This is a genomic window from Stenotrophomonas sp. Ker107b, from assembly GCF_053847245.1.
On sequence record NZ_JBSPHX010000002.1, the window covers coordinates 126,663 to 143,819 of the forward strand.

The following is a 17,157-nucleotide window of genomic DNA, read 5'->3' on the forward strand; positions in this document are numbered from 1 at the left end:
CCGTCCCTCCGCGTGCTTCACCGCCGCCCCCGCCGGATCCGTACATGCACTTTCTGGTTTTCAGCGTTCTCTGCAGCGTGCTGGTGTCGGTCCTGCTGAAGCTGGCGCCGCGCCAGCGGCTGGACATGCCGCAGGTGGTGACCTGGAATTATCTGGTCGCCAGCGTGCTCAGCGCGGTGCTGCTGCAGCCCTCGCTGGCCTCGCTGCAGACCCCGCACGCGCCGTGGGCCGCCCTGCTCTGCCTGGCCGTGGCGCTGCCGGCGATCTTCCTGATGATGGCCCGCGCGGTGACCCGCGCCGGGATCGTCCGCAGCGATGTGGCCCAGCGGTTGTCGCTGCTGCTTTCGCTGCTGGCTGCGTTCCTGGTGTTCGGCGAGACCGCCAACGGCTGGAAGCTGGCCGGCCTGGGGCTGGGGCTGCTGGCTATCCTGGGGATCAGCGTGCGCCCGCGCGCCGGGGCGGCCGAACCCACTGGCGGGCGGGCCTGGCCGTGGCTGCTGGCGGTGTGGGTGGGCTACGCCCTGGTCGATATCCTGCTCAAGAAGGTGGCGTTGTCGGGTACGCCTTCGATGGCGGCACTTCTGGTCAGTTTCAGCCTGGCCTTCGTGCTGATGCTCATCCTGCAGCTATGGCGCCACCTGCGCGGGATCGCCCGCCTGCAGTGGCGCAACCTGGCCGGCGGCGCCCTGCTCGGCCTGCTCAACTTCGGCAACATCCTGTTCTACGTGCGCGCCCACCAGCATCTGCCGGACAGCCCGGCGGTGGTGTTCGCCGGCATGAACATCGGCGTGGTGGTGCTGGGCGCGCTGGTGGGCATCGTCGGTTTCGGCGAGCGCACCAGTGTGTGGAACCGGGTGGGCCTGGGGTTGGCCGTGGCGGCGATCGGGTTGATCGCGTGGGGCACGTGGTAACCGACTGATGCGGTGCCGGCCAGCGGCCGGCACTACCAAGGCAACGCGACGGTGACCGGGATCAGCGATCAAACCCCAGCAACAGCGGATCATGGTCCGAGCTGCGCCACGGGCCCGCTTCGTTGCGGTCGCGGTAGCCCACATCGTCAGCTTCATCGGCATTGATGTGCCACTCCGCCGCCGCACGCAGGCGCTTGGCCATGCCCGGGCTCAACAGCGCATGGTCCAGCCGGCCGGTCATGCCGTTGTAGACATAGCTGTAAGGGTGTTCGACCTTGGCCACTGCGAACGCATCCCGCCAGCCGGCGGCGTGCAGGGTGCGGATCGGGTCTTCCATCGCGTAGGCGTTGAAGTCGCCCAGCAGCACCGCATCGCGGGTACCCGCACCGGTGGGGTCGGTCGCCAGCCACTGGTCCAGCAGCGTGGCCGAGGCGACCCGGGTGGCATTCCAGCAGGCCTGACCGTCCTTCTGATCGGCATCGGCACCGGTCGCTTCGGAGCAGCCCTTGGATTTGAAGTGATTGGCCACGACCACGAACGGCGCGCCCTTGCCAGCACGGAAGGCCTGCGCCAGCGGCACGCGGCTGCGCTCGCCGAAGGGCTCCTTCTCCAGCACGGCGGGGGCGCCGACCGGGGTCACACGCGACGCGCGATAGATGATGCCGACCCGGATCGGGTTGTCACCCGGCCCCTGCTTCGCGTCGATGAAGCGCCAGTCGGCTCCCTGGCCCCGGTCGGCATTGAGCGCATCGACCAGCTGGGCGATCGCCGACTGCGGGCCGTAACCATCGTTCTCCAGTTCCATCAGCGCCGCGACATCGGCACCGAGCGCGTTGATGGTGGCGACCAGCTTGGCCTTCTGCGCCTGGTGTTCGGCCAGGGTCCGGGCACCACGCAGGGTCGGGTAACCGCCGCCTTGGCCGTCGCCATTGAAGAAGTTCTCCAGGTTGAACGCGGCCACGTGCAGGGTCCCGGCCACCACCGGTACGGCCGGGCGCTCCAGCGCCGGAAGGTTCAGCGGGCGGGTCACCTGCAGGCGGGTGTTGCCCTTGGCATCGACGCGGACGATGCCTTCGATATTGCGCAGGACCATGCCGGTGCGCAGGTTCGCGGCCGCCGGCAGGTAGGCCACCGGGCCGGGATCCCGGGCGTCGCTGCCATCGTCGAGCACCAGCCGGCGACGCAGGTTGTCGGCCACCTCACGGGCGTGCTCCGGGCTGCCGGGTGCGGCCACTTCGCTCGGCTGCCACAGGCGACCACCGAAGGCCACGGTCAACTCCCCAAAGCGCGACAGGCCATCGGTGCCGGCCAGGGTCAGCGGCGCGGCGATGCGGACCTGCTGGCCGTCCAGCGTGCGCCAGTCGGTGGGCGGCGCGGTCAGGGTGACCGTGGCCGACGTGGTCGGCGCCGGACGCACCTGCGGCGAGGTGGCGGGCTGCGGCTGGGCGGCATGGACCGCGCCGGACAGGGCCAGCGCGAGAGCGAACACGAGGGGGGTACGGCGCATCGGAAGCAGGACTCCAGGGAAGTGCGACAAGGCTAACCATATAAAGTGAAACGCCGCCCTTCGGCGGCGTCGGTGACCTGATCCGGCAAAGCCGTTATTTCAGGTTGGCCAGCATCCAATCGACCGTGGCATGGATCTGCTCCTCGGTCAGCGCCGGATTACCGCCCTTGGGCGGCATGATGCCACCGTCCGGGCCGGTATAGCCCTCCACCGCATGCTTGTAGAGCGTGTCCTTGCCCTGGGCGATGCGCGCATCCCAATGCCCGTGATCCAGCGTCGGCGCCTTGCCGACGCCATTGGTATGGCAGGCCGTGCAGAGGTTGTCGTAGATCACCTTGCCGTCGGTGGTGCCACCGTAGGCGACCTGCGAGGCGGCTTTGACCAGCGCGGCGGCCTGGGCCGCAGCCTGGGCGGCGGCACCGGTGCTGCCGGCGTACACCGCACCGGCCGGCGCGATGCGCTGTTCCGTGCGTTTGGCCGCCATCGGCGAGACTTCAGGGGGGATGCTGGTATGCAGGTAGGCCGCGAAGATGATGAGGCCGAGTGTGATGGCCATCAGCAGCGCGATGACCATGGAGAAGCGTTTCAGGAACTCGAGGTCGTAATTCCGCACTCTCTATACCCCTGGCTGGTAGTCGTTGGACCACGGCTTGTCGGCCGAGTATGACCAGCGTCGGCGGCGCTGCGCAAGCGACCGCCGGGTGTCGCAATGCAGCATCGGCGCGACTCAGGCGCCCGCGGCCCGCAGGCAGAAAACACAGATCGACTCGACCAGCGCATCTTCATCGCCGTGCGCATCGCGGCTCAGAGCGGTCGGGCCGACCAGCGCCTCGGTGAACGCCCCGACGATGCAGGCCGCTGCGACATGGGTGTCCTGCTGCGGGAAGGTGCCTGCCTCGACGCCATCGGCGACGATGCGCCGGAACACATCGCCGAACAGACGGCGGCAGCGGATGCGCTCGGCTTCCACTTCCGGATCGACCGGCTCGGCGATGAAGGCATAGGCCAGCCCGGGCCCGGCCAGCGCGCGCCGCACGAAGGCGGTGATCGCCCGGCGCAGGCGCTCGGGCGCGGGCAGCGGCTCGGCCGCGATCGCCTCGAAGATGCGCAGCTCATGCTCGACAGCGGCGGTCAGCACCTCCACGAACAGTTCGGCCTTGGAGGGGAAGTGCCGGTAGATCAGGCCGGTGGAGACGCCGGCCTCGGCCGCCACCGCGGTCACCGGGGCGTTGCGGTAGCCGCCGGCCGCCACCAGCGCGCGGGTCGCCAGCAGGATGCGTTCGCGGGCGCCGGCAAGGCGTTCTTCCATCAGGGCGGAGCGTTTGTAGGCCATTTGTTGATTCTATGTTCAATTTTTGAATTTGTGTTCACTTCTTTGTCGAACCCGGCTACGCTGGGGGTACATCGCCCGCGGGACGGCCCTGTCAGCCCGTCCATCCCTCCCGGCGCGTCCCATCCCTTGTTGTTGCGGAGTCGCCCATGCACGTCCCGACCATGAACTTCGATCTCGGCGAAGAGATCGACCTGCTGCGCCAGAGCGTGGCCCATTTTGCCTCCGCTGAAATCGCGCCGCTGGCGGCCCAGGCCGACGAAGAGAATCTGTTCCCCAATGCGCTGTGGCGCAAGCTCGGCGAGCAGGGCCTGCTCGGCCTGACCGTGGAAGAGGAATACGGCGGCAGCAGCATGGGCTACCTCGCGCATGTGGTGGCGATGGAAGAGATCTCACGCGCCTCCGGTGCCATCGCGCTGTCCTACGGTGCGCACTCGAACCTGTGCGTGAACCAGCTGCGCAAGAACGGCAACGAAGAGCAGAAAATGCGCTACCTGCCCGGCCTGTGCAGCGGCGAGCTGGTCGGCGCGCTGGCGATGAGCGAACCGGGCGCCGGCTCGGACGTGGTCTCGATGAAGCTGCGCGCGGACAAGCGCGGCGATCACTACGTGCTCAACGGCAACAAGATGTGGATCACCAACGGCCCGGATGCCGATGTGCTGGTGGTGTACGCCAAGACCGATCCGGATGGCGGCGCCAAGGGCATCACCGCGTTCCTGATCGAAAAGGGCATGAAGGGCTTCTCCACGGCGCAGAAGCTGGACAAGCTCGGCATGCGCGGCTCCAACACCTGCGAGCTGGTCTTCCAGGATTGCGAAGTACCCGAAGCCAACGTGCTTGGCGTGGTCGGCGGTGGCGTCAAGGTGCTGATGTCCGGTCTGGACTATGAGCGCGTGGTGCTCTCCGGTGGCCCGCTCGGCCTGATGGCTGCGGCCATGGACGTGGTGATGCCGTACGTGCACGAGCGCAAGCAGTTCGGCGAGGCGATCGGCACCTTCCAGCTGATCCAGGCCAAGCTGGCCGACATGTACGTGGGCCTCAACGCCTGCCGCGCCTATGTCTACGCGGTGGCACGCGCCTGCGACCAGGGCCGCACCACGCGCCAGGACGCGGCCGGCGCGATCCTGTATTCGGCCGAGAAGGCCACCTGGCTGACCGGCCAGGCGATCCAGATCCTCGGCGGCAACGGCTACATCAACGAGTACCCGACGGGACGGTTGTGGCGCGATGCCAAGCTGTATGAAATCGGCGCCGGCACCTCGGAGATCCGCCGCATGCTGATCGGCCGCGAACTGTTCCAGCGCACCAAGTAAGGGCCCTGCCATGACCGTATTGAGCACCCAGCTGCAACCGGGCAGCGACACCTTCGAGGCCAACCGCGCCGCGCTGCAGGCGGTGGTCGACGACCTGCGCGCTACCCTGGCGCAGACCGCGCTGGGCGGCAGCGAAGCGGCACGCGCCAAGCACACCGCACGCGGCAAGCTGCTGGTGCGCGACCGCATCGATGCCCTGCTCGACCCGGGCAGCGCCTTCCTGGAAATCGCCCCGCTGGCCGCGCACGGCATGTATGGCGATCCGATTCCCAGTGCGGGTGTCGTCGCCGGTATCGGCCGGGTCTCGGGCGTGGAGTGCGTGATCGTGGCCAACGATGCCACGGTCAAAGGTGGCACCTACTACCCGATGACGGTCAAGAAGCACCTGCGCGCGCAGGAAGTGGCCGAGCAGAACCGCCTGCCCTGCATCTACTTGGTGGATTCCGGCGGTGCATTCCTGCCGCTGCAGGACGAGGTGTTCCCGGACCGCGACCATTTCGGCCGGATCTTCTACAACCAGGCCAACCTGTCCGCGCAGGGCATCCCGCAGATCGCCTGCGTGATGGGCAGCTGCACCGCCGGTGGCGCCTACGTGCCGGCGATGAGCGATGAAACGGTGATCGTGCGCGAGCAGGGCACCATCTTCCTCGGCGGCCCGCCGCTGGTGAAAGCGGCCACCGGTGAAGTGGTCACCGCCGAAGAACTGGGCGGTGCCGATGTGCACACGCGCATCTCCGGCGTGGCCGACCACATGGCCGACAACGACCTGCAGGCGCTGGCCCGGGTCCGCGCGATCATCGCCCAGCTCAACTGGCGCAAGCCCGAGCCGGCGCTGGCGGTGCAGGCCCCGGTGGAACCGCGGCATCCGGCCCACGAGCTGTATGGTGTGATCCCGGCCGACACGCGCAAGCCCTACGACGTGCGCGAAGTGATCCTGCGCCTGGTCGACGATTCGCGCTTCGATGAGTTCAAGCCGCGCTACGGCAACACCCTGGTCACCGGCTTCGCGCACCTGCACGGCTACCCGGTGGGCATCATCGCCAACAACGGCATCCTGTTCTCCGAGTCCGCGCTGAAGGGCGCGCACTTCATCGAACTGTGCACGCAGCGCGGCATCCCGCTGGTGTTCCTGCAGAACATCACCGGCTTCATGGTCGGCCGCAAGTACGAGCACGGCGGCATCGCCAAGGACGGGGCCAAGCTGGTCATGGCCGTGGCCTGCGCCAAGGTGCCCAAGTTCACCGTGGTGATCGGCGGCTCGTTCGGTGCCGGCAACTACGGCATGTGCGGCCGCGCCTACTCGCCCAACTTCCTGTGGATGTGGCCGAACGCGCGCATCGGCGTGATGGGCGGCGAGCAGGCCGCCAGCGTGCTGGCCACGGTCAAGCGCGATGGCATCGAAGCCAAGGGCGGGCAGTGGTCGGCCGAGGAAGAAGACGGCTTCAAGTCGCCGATCCGCGAGCAGTTCGAATCGCAGGGCCACCCGTACTACGCCAGCGCCCGGCTCTGGGATGACGGCGTGATCGATCCGGCCGACACCCGTCGTGTGCTGGGCCTGGCGCTGTCGGCCAGCCTCAACGCCCCGGCGAAGAAGACCGACTTCGGCGTGTTCCGCATGTAATGCACGGGCGGTGCCGCCTGGCACCGCCGCCCCTGGCCCGCGCAACGAGACCACCATGTTCACCAAGATCCTGATCGCCAACCGTGGCGAAATCGCCTGCCGCGTCATCGCTACCTGCCAGCGCCTGGGCATCGCCACCGTGGCGGTGTACTCCGACGCCGACCGCAACGCGCGCCACGTGCGCCTGGCCGACGAGGCCATCGCGATCGGCCCGGCGCCCGCGCGTGAGAGCTACCTGCGCGGCGACGCCATCCTGGAGGCCGCCCGCCGCACCGGCGCGCAGGCGATCCATCCCGGCTACGGCTTCCTCTCGGAGAACGCCGGCTTCGCGCAGGCCTGCGCCGAGGCCGGCATCGTGTTCATCGGTCCCTCCGCTGCGGCGATCCGCGCGATGGGCGACAAGAGCGCGGCCAAGGCACTGATGCAGCAGGCCGGCGTGCCGCTGACCCCGGGCTACCACGGCGACGAGCAGATCCCCGAGTTCCTGCGCCAGCAGGCCGACAGCATCGGCTACCCGGTGCTGATCAAGGCCAGCGCCGGCGGCGGCGGCAAGGGCATGCGCCGCGTGGATGACAGCGCGACCTTCACCGAGGCGCTGGCCAGCTGCCAGCGCGAGGCGCAGTCGGCGTTCGGCAACGCCCACGTGCTGGTCGAAAAGTATGTCGAGCGCCCGCGCCACATCGAGATCCAGGTGTTCGGCGACAGCCACGGCAACGTGGTGTACCTGTTCGAGCGCGACTGCTCGGTGCAGCGCCGCCACCAGAAGGTGCTCGAAGAAGCGCCCGCGCCCGGCATGACGCCCGAGCGTCGCGCCGCGATGGGCAAGGCCGCCGTCGATGCCGCGCGCGCGGTCAACTACGTCGGCGCGGGCACGGTGGAGTTCATCGCCGGGCCCGATGGCGATTTCTACTTCATGGAAATGAACACCCGCCTGCAGGTGGAGCACCCGGTCACCGAGTGCATCACCGGCACCGACCTGGTGGAATGGCAGCTGCGCGTGGCCAGCGGTGAGCCGCTGCCGCTGCAGCAGGATCAGCTGCAGATCCGTGGGCATGCACTGGAAGCACGCCTGTACGCCGAAGACGCCGACCGCGGTTTCCTGCCGTCCACCGGCACCCTGCGCCACCTGCGCCTGCCGGCCAACACCGCGCACGTGCGCGTGGATGCCGGTGTCGAGCAGGGCGATGCGATCACCCCGTTCTACGACCCGATGATCGCCAAACTGATCGTCTGGGACGTCGACCGCGATGCGGCGCTGCGCCGCATGCAGCAGGCGCTGGCCGAATGCGAAGTGGTTGGCGTGACCACCAATGCCGCCTTCCTGCGCCGGCTGGTAATGACCGATTCGTTCACCCAGGCCAAGCTGGACACCGCGCTGATCGAGCGCGAGCAGGCCGCACTGGCCCCGAACGACGGCGACAGCGATCCGGCACTCTGGGCGCTGGCCGCGATTGCCGGCGTGGCCACCAGCGAAGCCGCCAGCCGTGATGCGCGCGACCCGCACTCGCCGTGGCAGGCCCAGGATGGCTGGCGCCTCGGCGCGCCGGCCGCACGCGCGCTGACACTGGAGCACCGGGGTGCGCAGCGCAGCGTCGCCGTACAGGCAGCTGGCGAGCAGTGGGCTGTCCACATGGACGGCAAAGCGCTGCAGGGCAGCGGGCGCCTGACCGGTGATGCATTGCGCGTACAGATCGGCGAGCAGCTGCACCGCGCCACCGTCATCCGCGACGGAAACGAGCTGTACCTGTTCGGCAGCGAGGGCGTGCAGCGCTTCACCCTGCATGATCCGGTCAGCGAGGCGGACCAGTCCGTTGCCGATGCCGGCAGCCTGGTCGCGCCGATGCCGGGCCGTATCGTGGCCACACTGGTGGCACCGGGCACGGCGGTCAAACGCGGCGCGCCGCTGCTGGTGCTGGAGGCGATGAAGATGGAGCACACGCTGCAGGCGCCGGCCGATGGCACCGTGCAGGGTTACCGGGTTAAAGCCGGGGACCAGGTGGGTGATGGGGCGGTGCTGGTGGATTTCGAGGCGGGGTAGTTACCCGCACTGCGGCCGGCCGGATCAAATTCGGCCGTGCTGCGCTCTACCGCACGGTAGCCCACACCGCAGATCGCCAGCGCGCCCTGTTCCACGCCATCCAGGCCAAAGGCCTGGTCCACGTCACCTTCGTTGATGGCTGCGGTCACAAAAGCACCCAGGCCTGCTTCCGTGGCCGCCAGGTACACCATCTGCGAGATGTGTCCTGCGTCCAGCGTGAGCGCACGATACGCCTTGGCGTGGTTGCGATACTTCCAGAAGCTGCGTCCAAAACGAGGGGCGAGCACGATCAGGACCGGCGCATCGGCGAACCATTCCTGCCCCGATACCATGGTGCGAGCCAGCGATGGCAGCGTGGGAACGGGCGGCGATGGCAACGCCAGAAGCGCGTGGTCCAGCGCGTGATAGTGGTAGAGGCCGGGCGCGAGCCCGTCGACGCGCTGTACCAGCAGCCATACCTCGGTCGGGTGCAGACCCCCGCCCGAAGGGACGTTTTTCTTCAGGATCAGCATGTCCTGCTCGACCTGCAGCGCGGCGTGGGCCATGACGCTGCGCTGGAGGAGCTGGGCCAGCATCGGGAGCGGCAGCGCACGCCCGGGATCGAAGTTGCGACAGGTGGTTCTGGCCGCCAGCAGGGCATCGAACGGGGATTCCTGCACGTTCGGCAGCGGCTGGTACTGGCCCTCCAGAGGATGCACGGCAGGCGGCGGCGCACCCAGCGTCCTGCGCAGACCGACTGCGGTATCCAGGCCCTGCCCGCGCATGTCCGAAACGCTGTCCACGCCCTGCCAGCGCGAGTGCCGGTGCGCCACGGCGGACAGTGGCCACCAATGTGCGTCCTTGATCCGCTGGTCGCGCGCCAGAAGGTCTGCGTGTTCCGGCTGATCGCCCAGCAGCAGGCCGTTGCTCAGCAACTGGCCCCAGCGGGGATCGGCCATGTCCTGCGCCGACAACGTCCGCCACTGCGTTGCGCTGGTGCGGCCAAGCAGTTCGCTTTGCCCGGCGTCGATCTCCACCGGGCCATCCAGGTGCCCCGCAAGCGCCAGCCAGACATGGGTGCTGTTGGCCTCGGTGTTGCCACGCAGAAGCGCCTGCAGGCCGAACGAGACGGTTTCGCGCGGCTCCAGCAGTAGATGGGTACAGCGGCGAACGCGCATCGATCTTCCTGTCGTAATGCAGAAGTAAGCTTATCCCGATGTGCGGTGACCGCACACAGAGGCCTCCGCCGGTGCGTTGTGCTCAACCGGGGAGCGCTTGTGCCGATAGAACACTCTCTTGCCCTGGAAATCGACCATGACGCCTACTCCCGCCCAGCTCACCCCGACCCAAGCCATGCTGCTGCTCGACCATCTGATTGGCGATACGGCGTTCCGCACGCTGTTTTCCGCCGATGGCGCGGCAGCGCTTGCCTCGATCGGCATCGACCCCGACGGCTGTACCGACTGCCTGGCTGTCGTGGACCTCGCCACGCCTTCGGAACTGCTCGCCCTGCGCAGCGAACTGGAAACCTATCTGAGCACGCATACCGCGTCGATGACGGTGGTGTTCTGTTTCGAAGCTGGCAAAGTTGGCGACACCATCAGCTGACGGTCGCCTCACTGCATGCCGGTCGCGTTGACCGGCACGGACCAGGTGGCCACGTCATGCGCGTTCAACGGCTGCCAGACCTGGATCGCCGCCACCTCGGCAATGGCTTGCCCACGATGCGTGGCCAGCCATTGCTGCTCTTGCAGGACGCCCGCCCCATCCTGCTGGGCCCTCCTGGCCTGCAGCAGCACGACATGCGCCTGCACCGGCTCGGACCCGTCCAGCAGCGGCTGCAGCATTTCTACCGCCGCATCGGCCTTGCCATCGATCAGCAGTGCATTGGAGGACACGATGCGCCGCCACTTGGCGACCACCGGGCTGTGCTGGCGTTCCAGCAGCGCCGCGTTGTCGCGCAAAAGTGTGTCGGCCAACGGATGCTGGCCCTGGCGTTGCGCAAGGTAGACCAGCGCCAGCAACTGCAGGCTGCGGTCGGCGATGTTGGGATGATCGCGCTCTTTCAACATGGGAATCAGCTGCGTTGCGGTCGCAGACAAGGTGCCTTTGTTGGCCCCCCCGCACAGCGTCTCGACGGTGGCATGCACCAGCTTCTGATGAATCTGGTAATCCGCCAGGCCCGGTTTCGCGGCATCCTGGCGCACGGCCGAACGCATGGCGTCGCAGTCTCCCTGGTCGGCGGCGAGCAGCACCTTTGCTCGAAGATGCATCAGGTCCTGCAGGGCGTCCTCGCCTTTACCCATGCGCTCCACCAGGCGCCTGGCTTCTGCATACCGGCGCAGGCCGACCAGAACATCCACCTGGGTGTCGTCGATACCGTCGCGGCGGAGCGTACGCGCCTGCTGCAGGGTGTTCTGCGCCTCATGGAACTGGTTGCGGGCCAGCTGGATGCGGGCGAGGTGCACCATGGGGTAGATGCGCAGGTAGTCCTGGGGAACGGACGCCGCACGGGCGAAGGGCTCTGCCTCCTGGAAGCGGTTGTCCTGGATCAGATACCAGGACGTGTTGGAAGGACCGGCATAGAAATCCGGGTACACCCCGGCGAGTACCCGCCACTGCTCGACCGGCCACCCGTCCGGCTCCAGCTCCGCCTGCCAGCCTTTCAGGTACAGCTGCTCGCGGTGCGGCAGCCGCCCCTTCAACGCCAGCGCTTTTTCCAGCTGCTCGCGCGCACTGCTGCGATCGGCGGTACGCGCGAACGATTTGGCCAGGCCGATATAGGCCAGCGCGAACGCCGGATCGATCTCCAACGCGGTCTGATACAGATTGCGCGCGTCATTGAAACGGCGCTCGCCCAGTGCCGTCTCGGCCAGCGCATACGAGCGCAGGGCGCGCAGACTGGCGGTTGAGGCACTGGGCAGCGGCATGGACCGCTGCAGACCTGCGACGGATTCGCCTAGTCCAGCTCTCAGTTCGCCGATCACCTTGTCGACCGCCTCCACCGCGTTGCCGGTCCCGGACGCCAGGGCCGTGTACGTCTGGATCACCACGTCCTTGCCAGGGTCGATCAGCGAGATCTGCACCTCGTATCCACCACGCCGCGGGATGACCTTCGGTACCAGGACCGCGCGGGCACCTTCGCGTACCGCCACGTCCACCGCGCGCGATCGATCCAGCACGGCATCCACGGGATCGCGTGCCAGTTCGAGGCTTTCGCGGACCTTGCCGTCGGACAGTACGTTGACGTACTTCGACTGTTCCAGGCCCAGCAGCATGGCCTGACGCAGCGAGTCATCGAAAATGGGCTCGCCGGTCTGGTTGGTGACATCCGACAGCACCACCCAGTCACGCTCAGCGAAGGCGATTGCCGGCTGCGACCGCGTCATCATCCAGGCCCCCACCAGCAGCGCGACGGCCAACGTGGCTTCCGCCACCATGGCCGTTGGCTGGCGCCAGAAAGGCAGGTCGCGGGCGGCCTTCGACGTCGCCCGGGGGCGACCGCTGGATGGCATGTCCGATGACATCACTCCGAACACGTCCATCGGCTGCGCCACGCCCTTGAATCGCCAGCGTCCGAACGAAGTCCATTTCAGTCCGTTGTTTTTATCGCGCAACGCAACGCCGGCACGCCGGACCATCGACTCAGCCGTCGCCGACACGAGAATCTGCCCGGGCCGTGCCAGCTGCATGAGCCGCGCCGCCATCGGCTTTGCCAGCCCTTCCACTTCCACCGGCTTGGAGCCCAGCGCGATCGCTTCGGCGCTGTTGTCCCACAGGATGACCTCACCGACATGCAGGCCCGCGCGTGCGCGGATGGGGTGCTGCAGCGATCGACCCAGTGCACCCAGGCCAGCGTGGTAATCCAGGGCGAATCCGAGCGCATCGATGGGCCGCTCGAACAACAGAAACAGCCCGTCCGAACGATCGATCTGGTGCCCGTTCCACTGCTGCTGCAACGCCAGCACCAGCCGGTCATGCTCCTGGAACAGCTCAGCCGCCGCCGCATCACCGATGCGCTCCACCAGGATCAGCGAGTCGCACAGATCGGTGAACAACAGCGCCCGCATCTGCGGGGCCTGGGTCGACGTTCCGTTGTCGCCGTTCATGCCGATCTCCCGATCAGGGTGTGGCGGTCGCTGATCGCGACCAGTGCAATCGGTTGCCGCCCAGCCGTTTGGCCTGGTACAGCGCGTTGTCGGCGCGAGCGTACCACTCGCTCCAGTCGGTACGGGGGTCGATCAGGCACACGCCGATGCTGACCGGGCACAGGTGCGGCACGCCCTGCGCGCGCCCCATCAGGCCGTGCACGGCGCTGAGGATGAACTCGGCCGCGTGCTGCAGGCTGTCCGGGTTGACGTGGCGCAGCAGCAGGCAGAACTCGTCGCCGCCCAGGCGGCAGGCGATGTCCAGCTCGGTGGTGACCGAGCGCAGGATGTTGGCCACGCTCTGCAGCACGCGGTCGCCGGCCTGATGGCCGTGCACGTCATTGACCTGCTTGAAGTGGTCGCAGTCGATCAGCAGCAGGCCCTGCGGCGCGCTGTCTTCCTGCGCGCGGCATTCCTGCAGGTACAGCGCCAGGCCACGCCGGTTGTGCAGGCCGGTCAGCTCGTCGGTGCGCACCAGCTCACGGGTGTGGGTGAGCTGGTGGGTGGTGACGTAGAGATTGTCCAGCGCGGTTTCGAGATCGTGGTTGCGGCGGCGCAGCTGGCGGATCAGCACCTGTTCGTTGCCCACCACGCGCATGATCGTGCGGCGCAGGAAATAGGCGAGCAGGCTGGGATCGCGGTCGACCAGGCGCTGGAAATCATCGTGGTCCAGTTCCAGCACGACGCTGTCTTCGACGGCACGTGCACCGGCACTGCGCTGGTGGTCGCCGATCAGCAGACCCAGCTCGCCGAAGAACTCATTGGGGCCCAGCGACTTGACCACCAGGTCTTCGCCGAAATCCAGTTCGATGCAGCCGCTGACGATGACGTACATCGTGCTGCCGGCATGGCCGCGGTGGAACAGGTGCGTGCCTTCGTCCAGCTTGCGCTGGCGGCCGAACTCGGAGAACAATGCGGACTCGCCGCTGCTCAGGATGGCGTGCACGATCTCAGCCATCGCCTTTCGGTCGATGTCTGTTTCTCGTTCGCACATGATCGCCGCCGCACCCTTGCCGGTCATTTCCGAACACCCGCTTTCCAGCGCCCCCTGGTGAGCGATGGAGGATAGCACTCCTCAAAACTGTGCGCCCTATCCCATTTCCGACTATTACGCCCCAAAATCGTGAAACGGTGCACGTTCTGCCGCCTTCGACCCCGTGAAGACTGGGCTGCGGCACCCGAAAAGGGCGGCCAGTCCCCCGACTGGCCGCCTGCTGGCCCTCCCTGGCCCCCCTGCCCGGACGGGGTCAGGCCGCCCGTTCGGCGTTGAACTGCTCTTCCTCGGTGGACCCGCTCAGGGCGGTGGTCGAGGACTGGCCCTGCTGGATCGCCTGGGTCACCGCGTCGAAGTACCCCGTGCCGACTTCGCGCTGGTGCTTGACCGCGGTGAAGCCCCGGTCGGCGGCGGCGAACTCGGCCTCCTGCAGCTCCACGAAGGCGCTCATCTGGCGGCGGGCGTAACCGTGGGCCAGGTTGAACATCGAGTAGTTCAGGGCGTGGAAGCCGGCCAGGGTGATGAACTGGAACTTGTAGCCGTAGGTGGCGATCTCCTTCTGGAAGGTCGCGATGGTGGCGTCGTCCAGGTTCTTCTTCCAGTTGAAGCTGGGCGAGCAGTTGTAGGCCAGCAGCTTGCCGGGGAACTTCGCATGGATCGCCTCGGCGAACTTGCGGGCGAACTCCAGGTCCGGCTTGCCGGTCTCGCACCAGATCAGGTCGGCGTAGGGCGCATAGGCCAGGCCGCGGCTGATCGCCTGGTCCAGGCCGTTGCGGGTCTTGTAGAAGCCTTCCACGGTGCGTTCGCCGGTGGTGAACGGCTGGTCGTTGCCATCCACATCGCTGGTCAGCAGGTCGGCGGCCTCGGCATCGGTACGCGCCACCAGCAGGGTCGGTACGCCCATCACGTCGGCGGCCAGGCGCGCGGCGTTGAGCTTCTCGATCGCCTCGCGGGTCGGCACCAGCACCTTGCCGCCCATGTGCCCGCACTTCTTGACCGAGGCCAGCTGGTCCTCGAAGTGCACGCCCGCCGCGCCGGCCTCGATCATCGCCTTCATCAGTTCGAAGGCGTTGAGCACGCCGCCGAAACCGGCTTCGGCATCGGCCACGATCGGCTGCAGGAAGTCGATGTCATCCTTGCCTTCAGCATGGTGCAGCTGATCGGCACGCAGCAGGGTGTTGTTGATGCGCTTGACCACCGCCGGCACCGAATCGGCCGGGTACAGCGACTGGTCCGGGTACATCTGCCCGGCCAGGTTGGCATCGGCGGCGACCTGCCAGCCGGACAGGTAGATCGCGTTCAAGCCGGCCTTGACCTGCTGCATGGCCTGGTTGCCGGTCAGCGCGCCGAGCGCGTTGACGAAATCCTTTTCCTGCAGGTACGTCCACAGCTTCTCCGCGCCCAGCCGCGCCAGCGAGTGCTCCACGTGCACGGTGCCACGCAGGCGCACCACATCGGCGGCGGTGTAGTTGCGGGTGATCCCGGCCCAGCGCGGGTCGGTGTTCCAAGCGTGCTGGATCTGTTCGGCGGTCTGCAGGGTGCTCATGTCGAATCTCCAAAGGGAACGGATGCGGTAACAGCAGGTGGATGGCGGGTGGTCAGTCGAGGCGGTCGTAGGCCGGCAGGGTCAGGAAGTCGGTGAGCGCTTCGCGGCGGCTGAGTTCGGCCAGCAGCGCGATGGACTCGGGGATGCGGGCGCTGCCCGGCAGCGCGGTGGTGTCACCCAGCCGCGCCGGCAGTTGGGCCAGGGTGGCGTCGAGCAGGGCCAGGTCGATGGCGGTGCCGTCGTCCAGGTGCTGGCCGGGGGTATGCAGCCACTGCCACAGCTGGCTGCGGCTGATCTCGGCGGTGGCCGCGTCTTCCATCAGGTGGTGGATCGGCACGCAGCCGTTGCCGTCCAGCCAGGCGGCCAGGTAGCGCACACAGACCTCGACGTTGCCCTCGAAACCGGCGCGGGTGATGGTGCCGGTGGGCGCGGCGATCAGATCATCGCGGCCCACCTGCACATCGTTGCGCAGCACGCGGTGCTGGTTCGGCCCGGGCATGTGTTCGTCGAAGATCGCCCGCGCGACCGGGATCAGCGCGGGGTGGGCGACCCAGGTGCCGTCATGGCCGGCGGTGACTTCGCGCAGCTTGTCCGCCCGCACCCGCGCCATCGCCTGCTCGTTGGCGGCCGCGTCGTGGTTGATCGGAATCTGCGCGGCCATGCCCCCCATCGCATGCGCGCCACGGCGGTGGCAAGTACGGATCAGCAGTTCGGAGTACGCCTTCAGGAACGGCTGGGTCATCGTCACCTGGCCGCGCTCGGGCAGCACCTTGTCGGCGTGGCGGCGGAAGGTCTTGATGTAGGAAAAAATGTAATCCCAGCGGCCACAGTTCAGACCGACGATGCGGTCGCGCAGCGCGTGCAGGATCTCGTCCATCTCGAACACTGCCGGCAGCGTTTCGACCAGCACCGTGACCTTGATCTGGCCGTGCGGCAGGCCGAGCATGCCCTCGATGTGCGACAGGGCGGTCTCCCACAGCGCCGCCTCTTCCATGCTCTGCAGCTTGGGCAGGTAGAAGTACGGGCCACGCTGCTTGCACATCAGGGTGCGGGCATTGTGGAAGGCGAACACCGCCGCATCGAACAGGCCACCGGCGATCGGCTGGCCATCGATGCGCACGTGCTTCTCATCCAGGTGCCAGCCCCGCGGGCGGACGATCAGCACGGCCTGCTCGTTGAACGGACGCAGCGTGTACTGCTTGCCCGGCTTCCCATCCGCGGACGGGCCGGTGTAGGTCAGATCGCCGCGCACCGCGCCGATCAGCGCCTGCTGGCCGGCCAGCAGGTTGCGCCAGGCCGGGGCGGTGGAATCCTCGAAGTCGGCCATGAACACCTTGGCGCCGGAGTTCAGCGCGTTGATGACCATCTTCGGGTCGGTCGGGCCGGTGATCTCCACCCGGCGGTCCTGCAGCGCCTCCGGCAGCGGGGCGACGTGCCAGTCGCTGGCGCGGATCTCGGCGGTATCGGCTCGGAAGTCCGGCAGGCCGCCGCCATCGAAGAACGCCTGGCGCGTCACCCGTGCCTGCAGCCGGCGCTGGCGCTCCGGCTCCACCGCACGGTGCAGCGACACCAGCAGCGCCAGTACCCCCGCCGGCAGCAGCGCGGACTGGCCGGCCAGCTGGGTGGTGAGGGCGATGCCGGGGGTGGCCGGTGCATCGGCGGGGGTGGGCTGGGCGGTGGCGTAAGCGACGGCGGACATGGCGGACTCCTGCGGTGCGGTTGAGCTCCACCGTGCGCCGCCGCGCCGATATTTGACAAAGCAGTTATTGC

At 67.8% G+C, this 17,157-nt stretch carries 13 protein-coding genes; 5 read left to right on the forward strand and 8 right to left on the reverse strand.

The window, feature by feature from the left end; all coding sequences use genetic code 11:
• Window positions 1–44: 44 nt before the first annotated feature.
• On the forward strand, window positions 45–911 hold the full coding sequence (locus ACWV8V_RS10605) for an EamA family transporter (RefSeq protein ID WP_455899705.1): 867 nt from the start codon (window positions 45–47) through the stop codon (window positions 909–911).
• Between the two features lie 61 nt (window positions 912–972).
• Here the strand turns inward: ACWV8V_RS10605 and ACWV8V_RS10610 are convergent, their stop codons facing one another.
• The 3 genes from ACWV8V_RS10610 to ACWV8V_RS10620 all read right to left on the reverse strand — a co-directional run bounded on the left by ACWV8V_RS10610 (window position 973) and on the right by ACWV8V_RS10620 (window position 3,751).
• Window positions 973–2,418, reverse strand: coding sequence for an ExeM/NucH family extracellular endonuclease (locus ACWV8V_RS10610; RefSeq protein WP_455899706.1), 1,446 nt, complete (start codon window positions 2,416–2,418; stop codon window positions 973–975).
• Window positions 2,419–2,512: 94 nt separating this feature from the next.
• Window positions 2,513–3,031 carry a c-type cytochrome gene (locus ACWV8V_RS10615; RefSeq protein WP_046272290.1) on the reverse strand — a complete coding sequence of 173 codons (519 nt, stop codon included), beginning with the start codon at window positions 3,029–3,031 and terminating at the stop codon, window positions 2,513–2,515.
• Between the two features lie 114 nt (window positions 3,032–3,145).
• Window positions 3,146–3,751, reverse strand: a complete 606-nt coding sequence (locus ACWV8V_RS10620) for a TetR/AcrR family transcriptional regulator (RefSeq protein ID WP_176990198.1) — start codon at window positions 3,749–3,751, stop codon at window positions 3,146–3,148.
• 146 nt (window positions 3,752–3,897) lie between these two features.
• On the opposite strand from ACWV8V_RS10620, the gene ACWV8V_RS10625 reads away from it, so the two are divergent.
• The 3 genes from ACWV8V_RS10625 to ACWV8V_RS10635 are packed head-to-tail and all read left to right on the forward strand — an operon-like array spanning window position 3,898 to window position 8,720.
• Window positions 3,898–5,061 carry an isovaleryl-CoA dehydrogenase gene (locus tag ACWV8V_RS10625; RefSeq protein ID WP_455899707.1) on the forward strand — a complete coding sequence of 388 codons (1,164 nt, stop codon included), beginning with the start codon at window positions 3,898–3,900 and terminating at the stop codon, window positions 5,059–5,061.
• A 10-nt stretch (window positions 5,062–5,071) separates the two neighbouring features.
• Window positions 5,072–6,682, forward strand: coding sequence for a carboxyl transferase domain-containing protein (locus ACWV8V_RS10630; protein ID WP_070474306.1), 1,611 nt, complete (start codon window positions 5,072–5,074; stop codon window positions 6,680–6,682).
• A 55-nt stretch (window positions 6,683–6,737) separates the two neighbouring features.
• Entirely contained in the window at window positions 6,738–8,720 is a 1,983-nt protein-coding gene (locus ACWV8V_RS10635; RefSeq protein WP_455899708.1) for an acetyl/propionyl/methylcrotonyl-CoA carboxylase subunit alpha, read from the forward strand.
• Here the strand turns inward: ACWV8V_RS10635 and ACWV8V_RS10640 are convergent.
• A complete protein-coding gene (locus ACWV8V_RS10640; protein ID WP_455899709.1) occupies window positions 8,654–9,877 on the reverse strand; it encodes a putative peptide maturation dehydrogenase in 1,224 nt (407 codons plus the stop codon). The genes ACWV8V_RS10635 and ACWV8V_RS10640 overlap by 67 nt on opposite strands.
• Before the next feature lie 136 nt (window positions 9,878–10,013).
• Here ACWV8V_RS10640 and ACWV8V_RS10645 point away from each other — a divergent pair, with 136 nt between their 5' ends.
• A complete protein-coding gene (locus ACWV8V_RS10645; protein WP_455899710.1) occupies window positions 10,014–10,307 on the forward strand; it encodes an NHLP-related RiPP peptide in 294 nt (97 codons plus the stop codon).
• A gap of 8 nt (window positions 10,308–10,315) precedes the next feature.
• Here the strand turns inward: ACWV8V_RS10645 and ACWV8V_RS10650 are convergent, their stop codons facing one another.
• The 4 genes from ACWV8V_RS10650 to aceB all read right to left on the reverse strand — a co-directional run bounded on the left by ACWV8V_RS10650 (window position 10,316) and on the right by aceB (window position 17,086).
• Window positions 10,316–12,808 (reverse strand): putative peptide modification system cyclase, encoded by a 2,493-nt coding sequence (locus ACWV8V_RS10650; protein WP_455899711.1) that lies wholly within the window; start codon window positions 12,806–12,808, stop codon window positions 10,316–10,318.
• A gap of 13 nt (window positions 12,809–12,821) precedes the next feature.
• Complete coding sequence (locus tag ACWV8V_RS10655) at window positions 12,822–13,868, reverse strand: GGDEF domain-containing protein (RefSeq protein ID WP_346468030.1); 1,047 nt, start codon at window positions 13,866–13,868, stop codon at window positions 12,822–12,824.
• Window positions 13,869–14,094: 226 nt separating this feature from the next.
• Window positions 14,095–15,387: an isocitrate lyase gene (aceA, locus tag ACWV8V_RS10660; protein ID WP_159498903.1), complete on the reverse strand. Its 1,293-nt coding sequence runs from the start codon at window positions 15,385–15,387 to the stop codon at window positions 14,095–14,097.
• 52 nt (window positions 15,388–15,439) lie between these two features.
• Window positions 15,440–17,086, reverse strand: a complete 1,647-nt coding sequence (gene aceB, locus ACWV8V_RS10665) for a malate synthase A (protein ID WP_455899712.1) — start codon at window positions 17,084–17,086, stop codon at window positions 15,440–15,442.
• Between the last annotated feature and the right edge of the window lie 71 nt (window positions 17,087–17,157).

Bases quoted from the DNA above. Each gene is read 5' to 3' on its own strand.
- ACWV8V_RS10605 (WP_455899705.1), top strand. From the start codon at position 45: ATGCACTTTCTGGTTTTCAGCGTTCTCTGCAGCGTGCTGGTGTCGGTC.
- ACWV8V_RS10610 (WP_455899706.1), bottom strand. From the start codon at position 2,418: ATGCGCCGTACCCCCCTCGTGTTCGCTCTCGCGCTGGCCCTGTCCGGC.
- ACWV8V_RS10620 (WP_176990198.1), bottom strand. From the start codon at position 3,751: ATGGCCTACAAACGCTCCGCCCTGATGGAAGAACGCCTTGCCGGCGCC.
- ACWV8V_RS10625 (WP_455899707.1), top strand. From the start codon at position 3,898: ATGCACGTCCCGACCATGAACTTCGATCTCGGCGAAGAGATCGACCTG.
- ACWV8V_RS10630 (WP_070474306.1), top strand. From the start codon at position 5,072: ATGACCGTATTGAGCACCCAGCTGCAACCGGGCAGCGACACCTTCGAG.
- ACWV8V_RS10635 (WP_455899708.1), top strand. From the start codon at position 6,738: ATGTTCACCAAGATCCTGATCGCCAACCGTGGCGAAATCGCCTGCCGC.
- ACWV8V_RS10640 (WP_455899709.1), bottom strand. From the start codon at position 9,877: ATGCGCGTTCGCCGCTGTACCCATCTACTGCTGGAGCCGCGCGAAACC.
- ACWV8V_RS10645 (WP_455899710.1), top strand. From the start codon at position 10,014: ATGACGCCTACTCCCGCCCAGCTCACCCCGACCCAAGCCATGCTGCTG.
- ACWV8V_RS10650 (WP_455899711.1), bottom strand. From the start codon at position 12,808: ATGAACGGCGACAACGGAACGTCGACCCAGGCCCCGCAGATGCGGGCG.
- ACWV8V_RS10655 (WP_346468030.1), bottom strand. From the start codon at position 13,868: ATGACCGGCAAGGGTGCGGCGGCGATCATGTGCGAACGAGAAACAGAC.
- aceA (WP_159498903.1), bottom strand. From the start codon at position 15,387: ATGAGCACCCTGCAGACCGCCGAACAGATCCAGCACGCTTGGAACACC.
- aceB (WP_455899712.1), bottom strand. From the start codon at position 17,086: ATGTCCGCCGTCGCTTACGCCACCGCCCAGCCCACCCCCGCCGATGCA.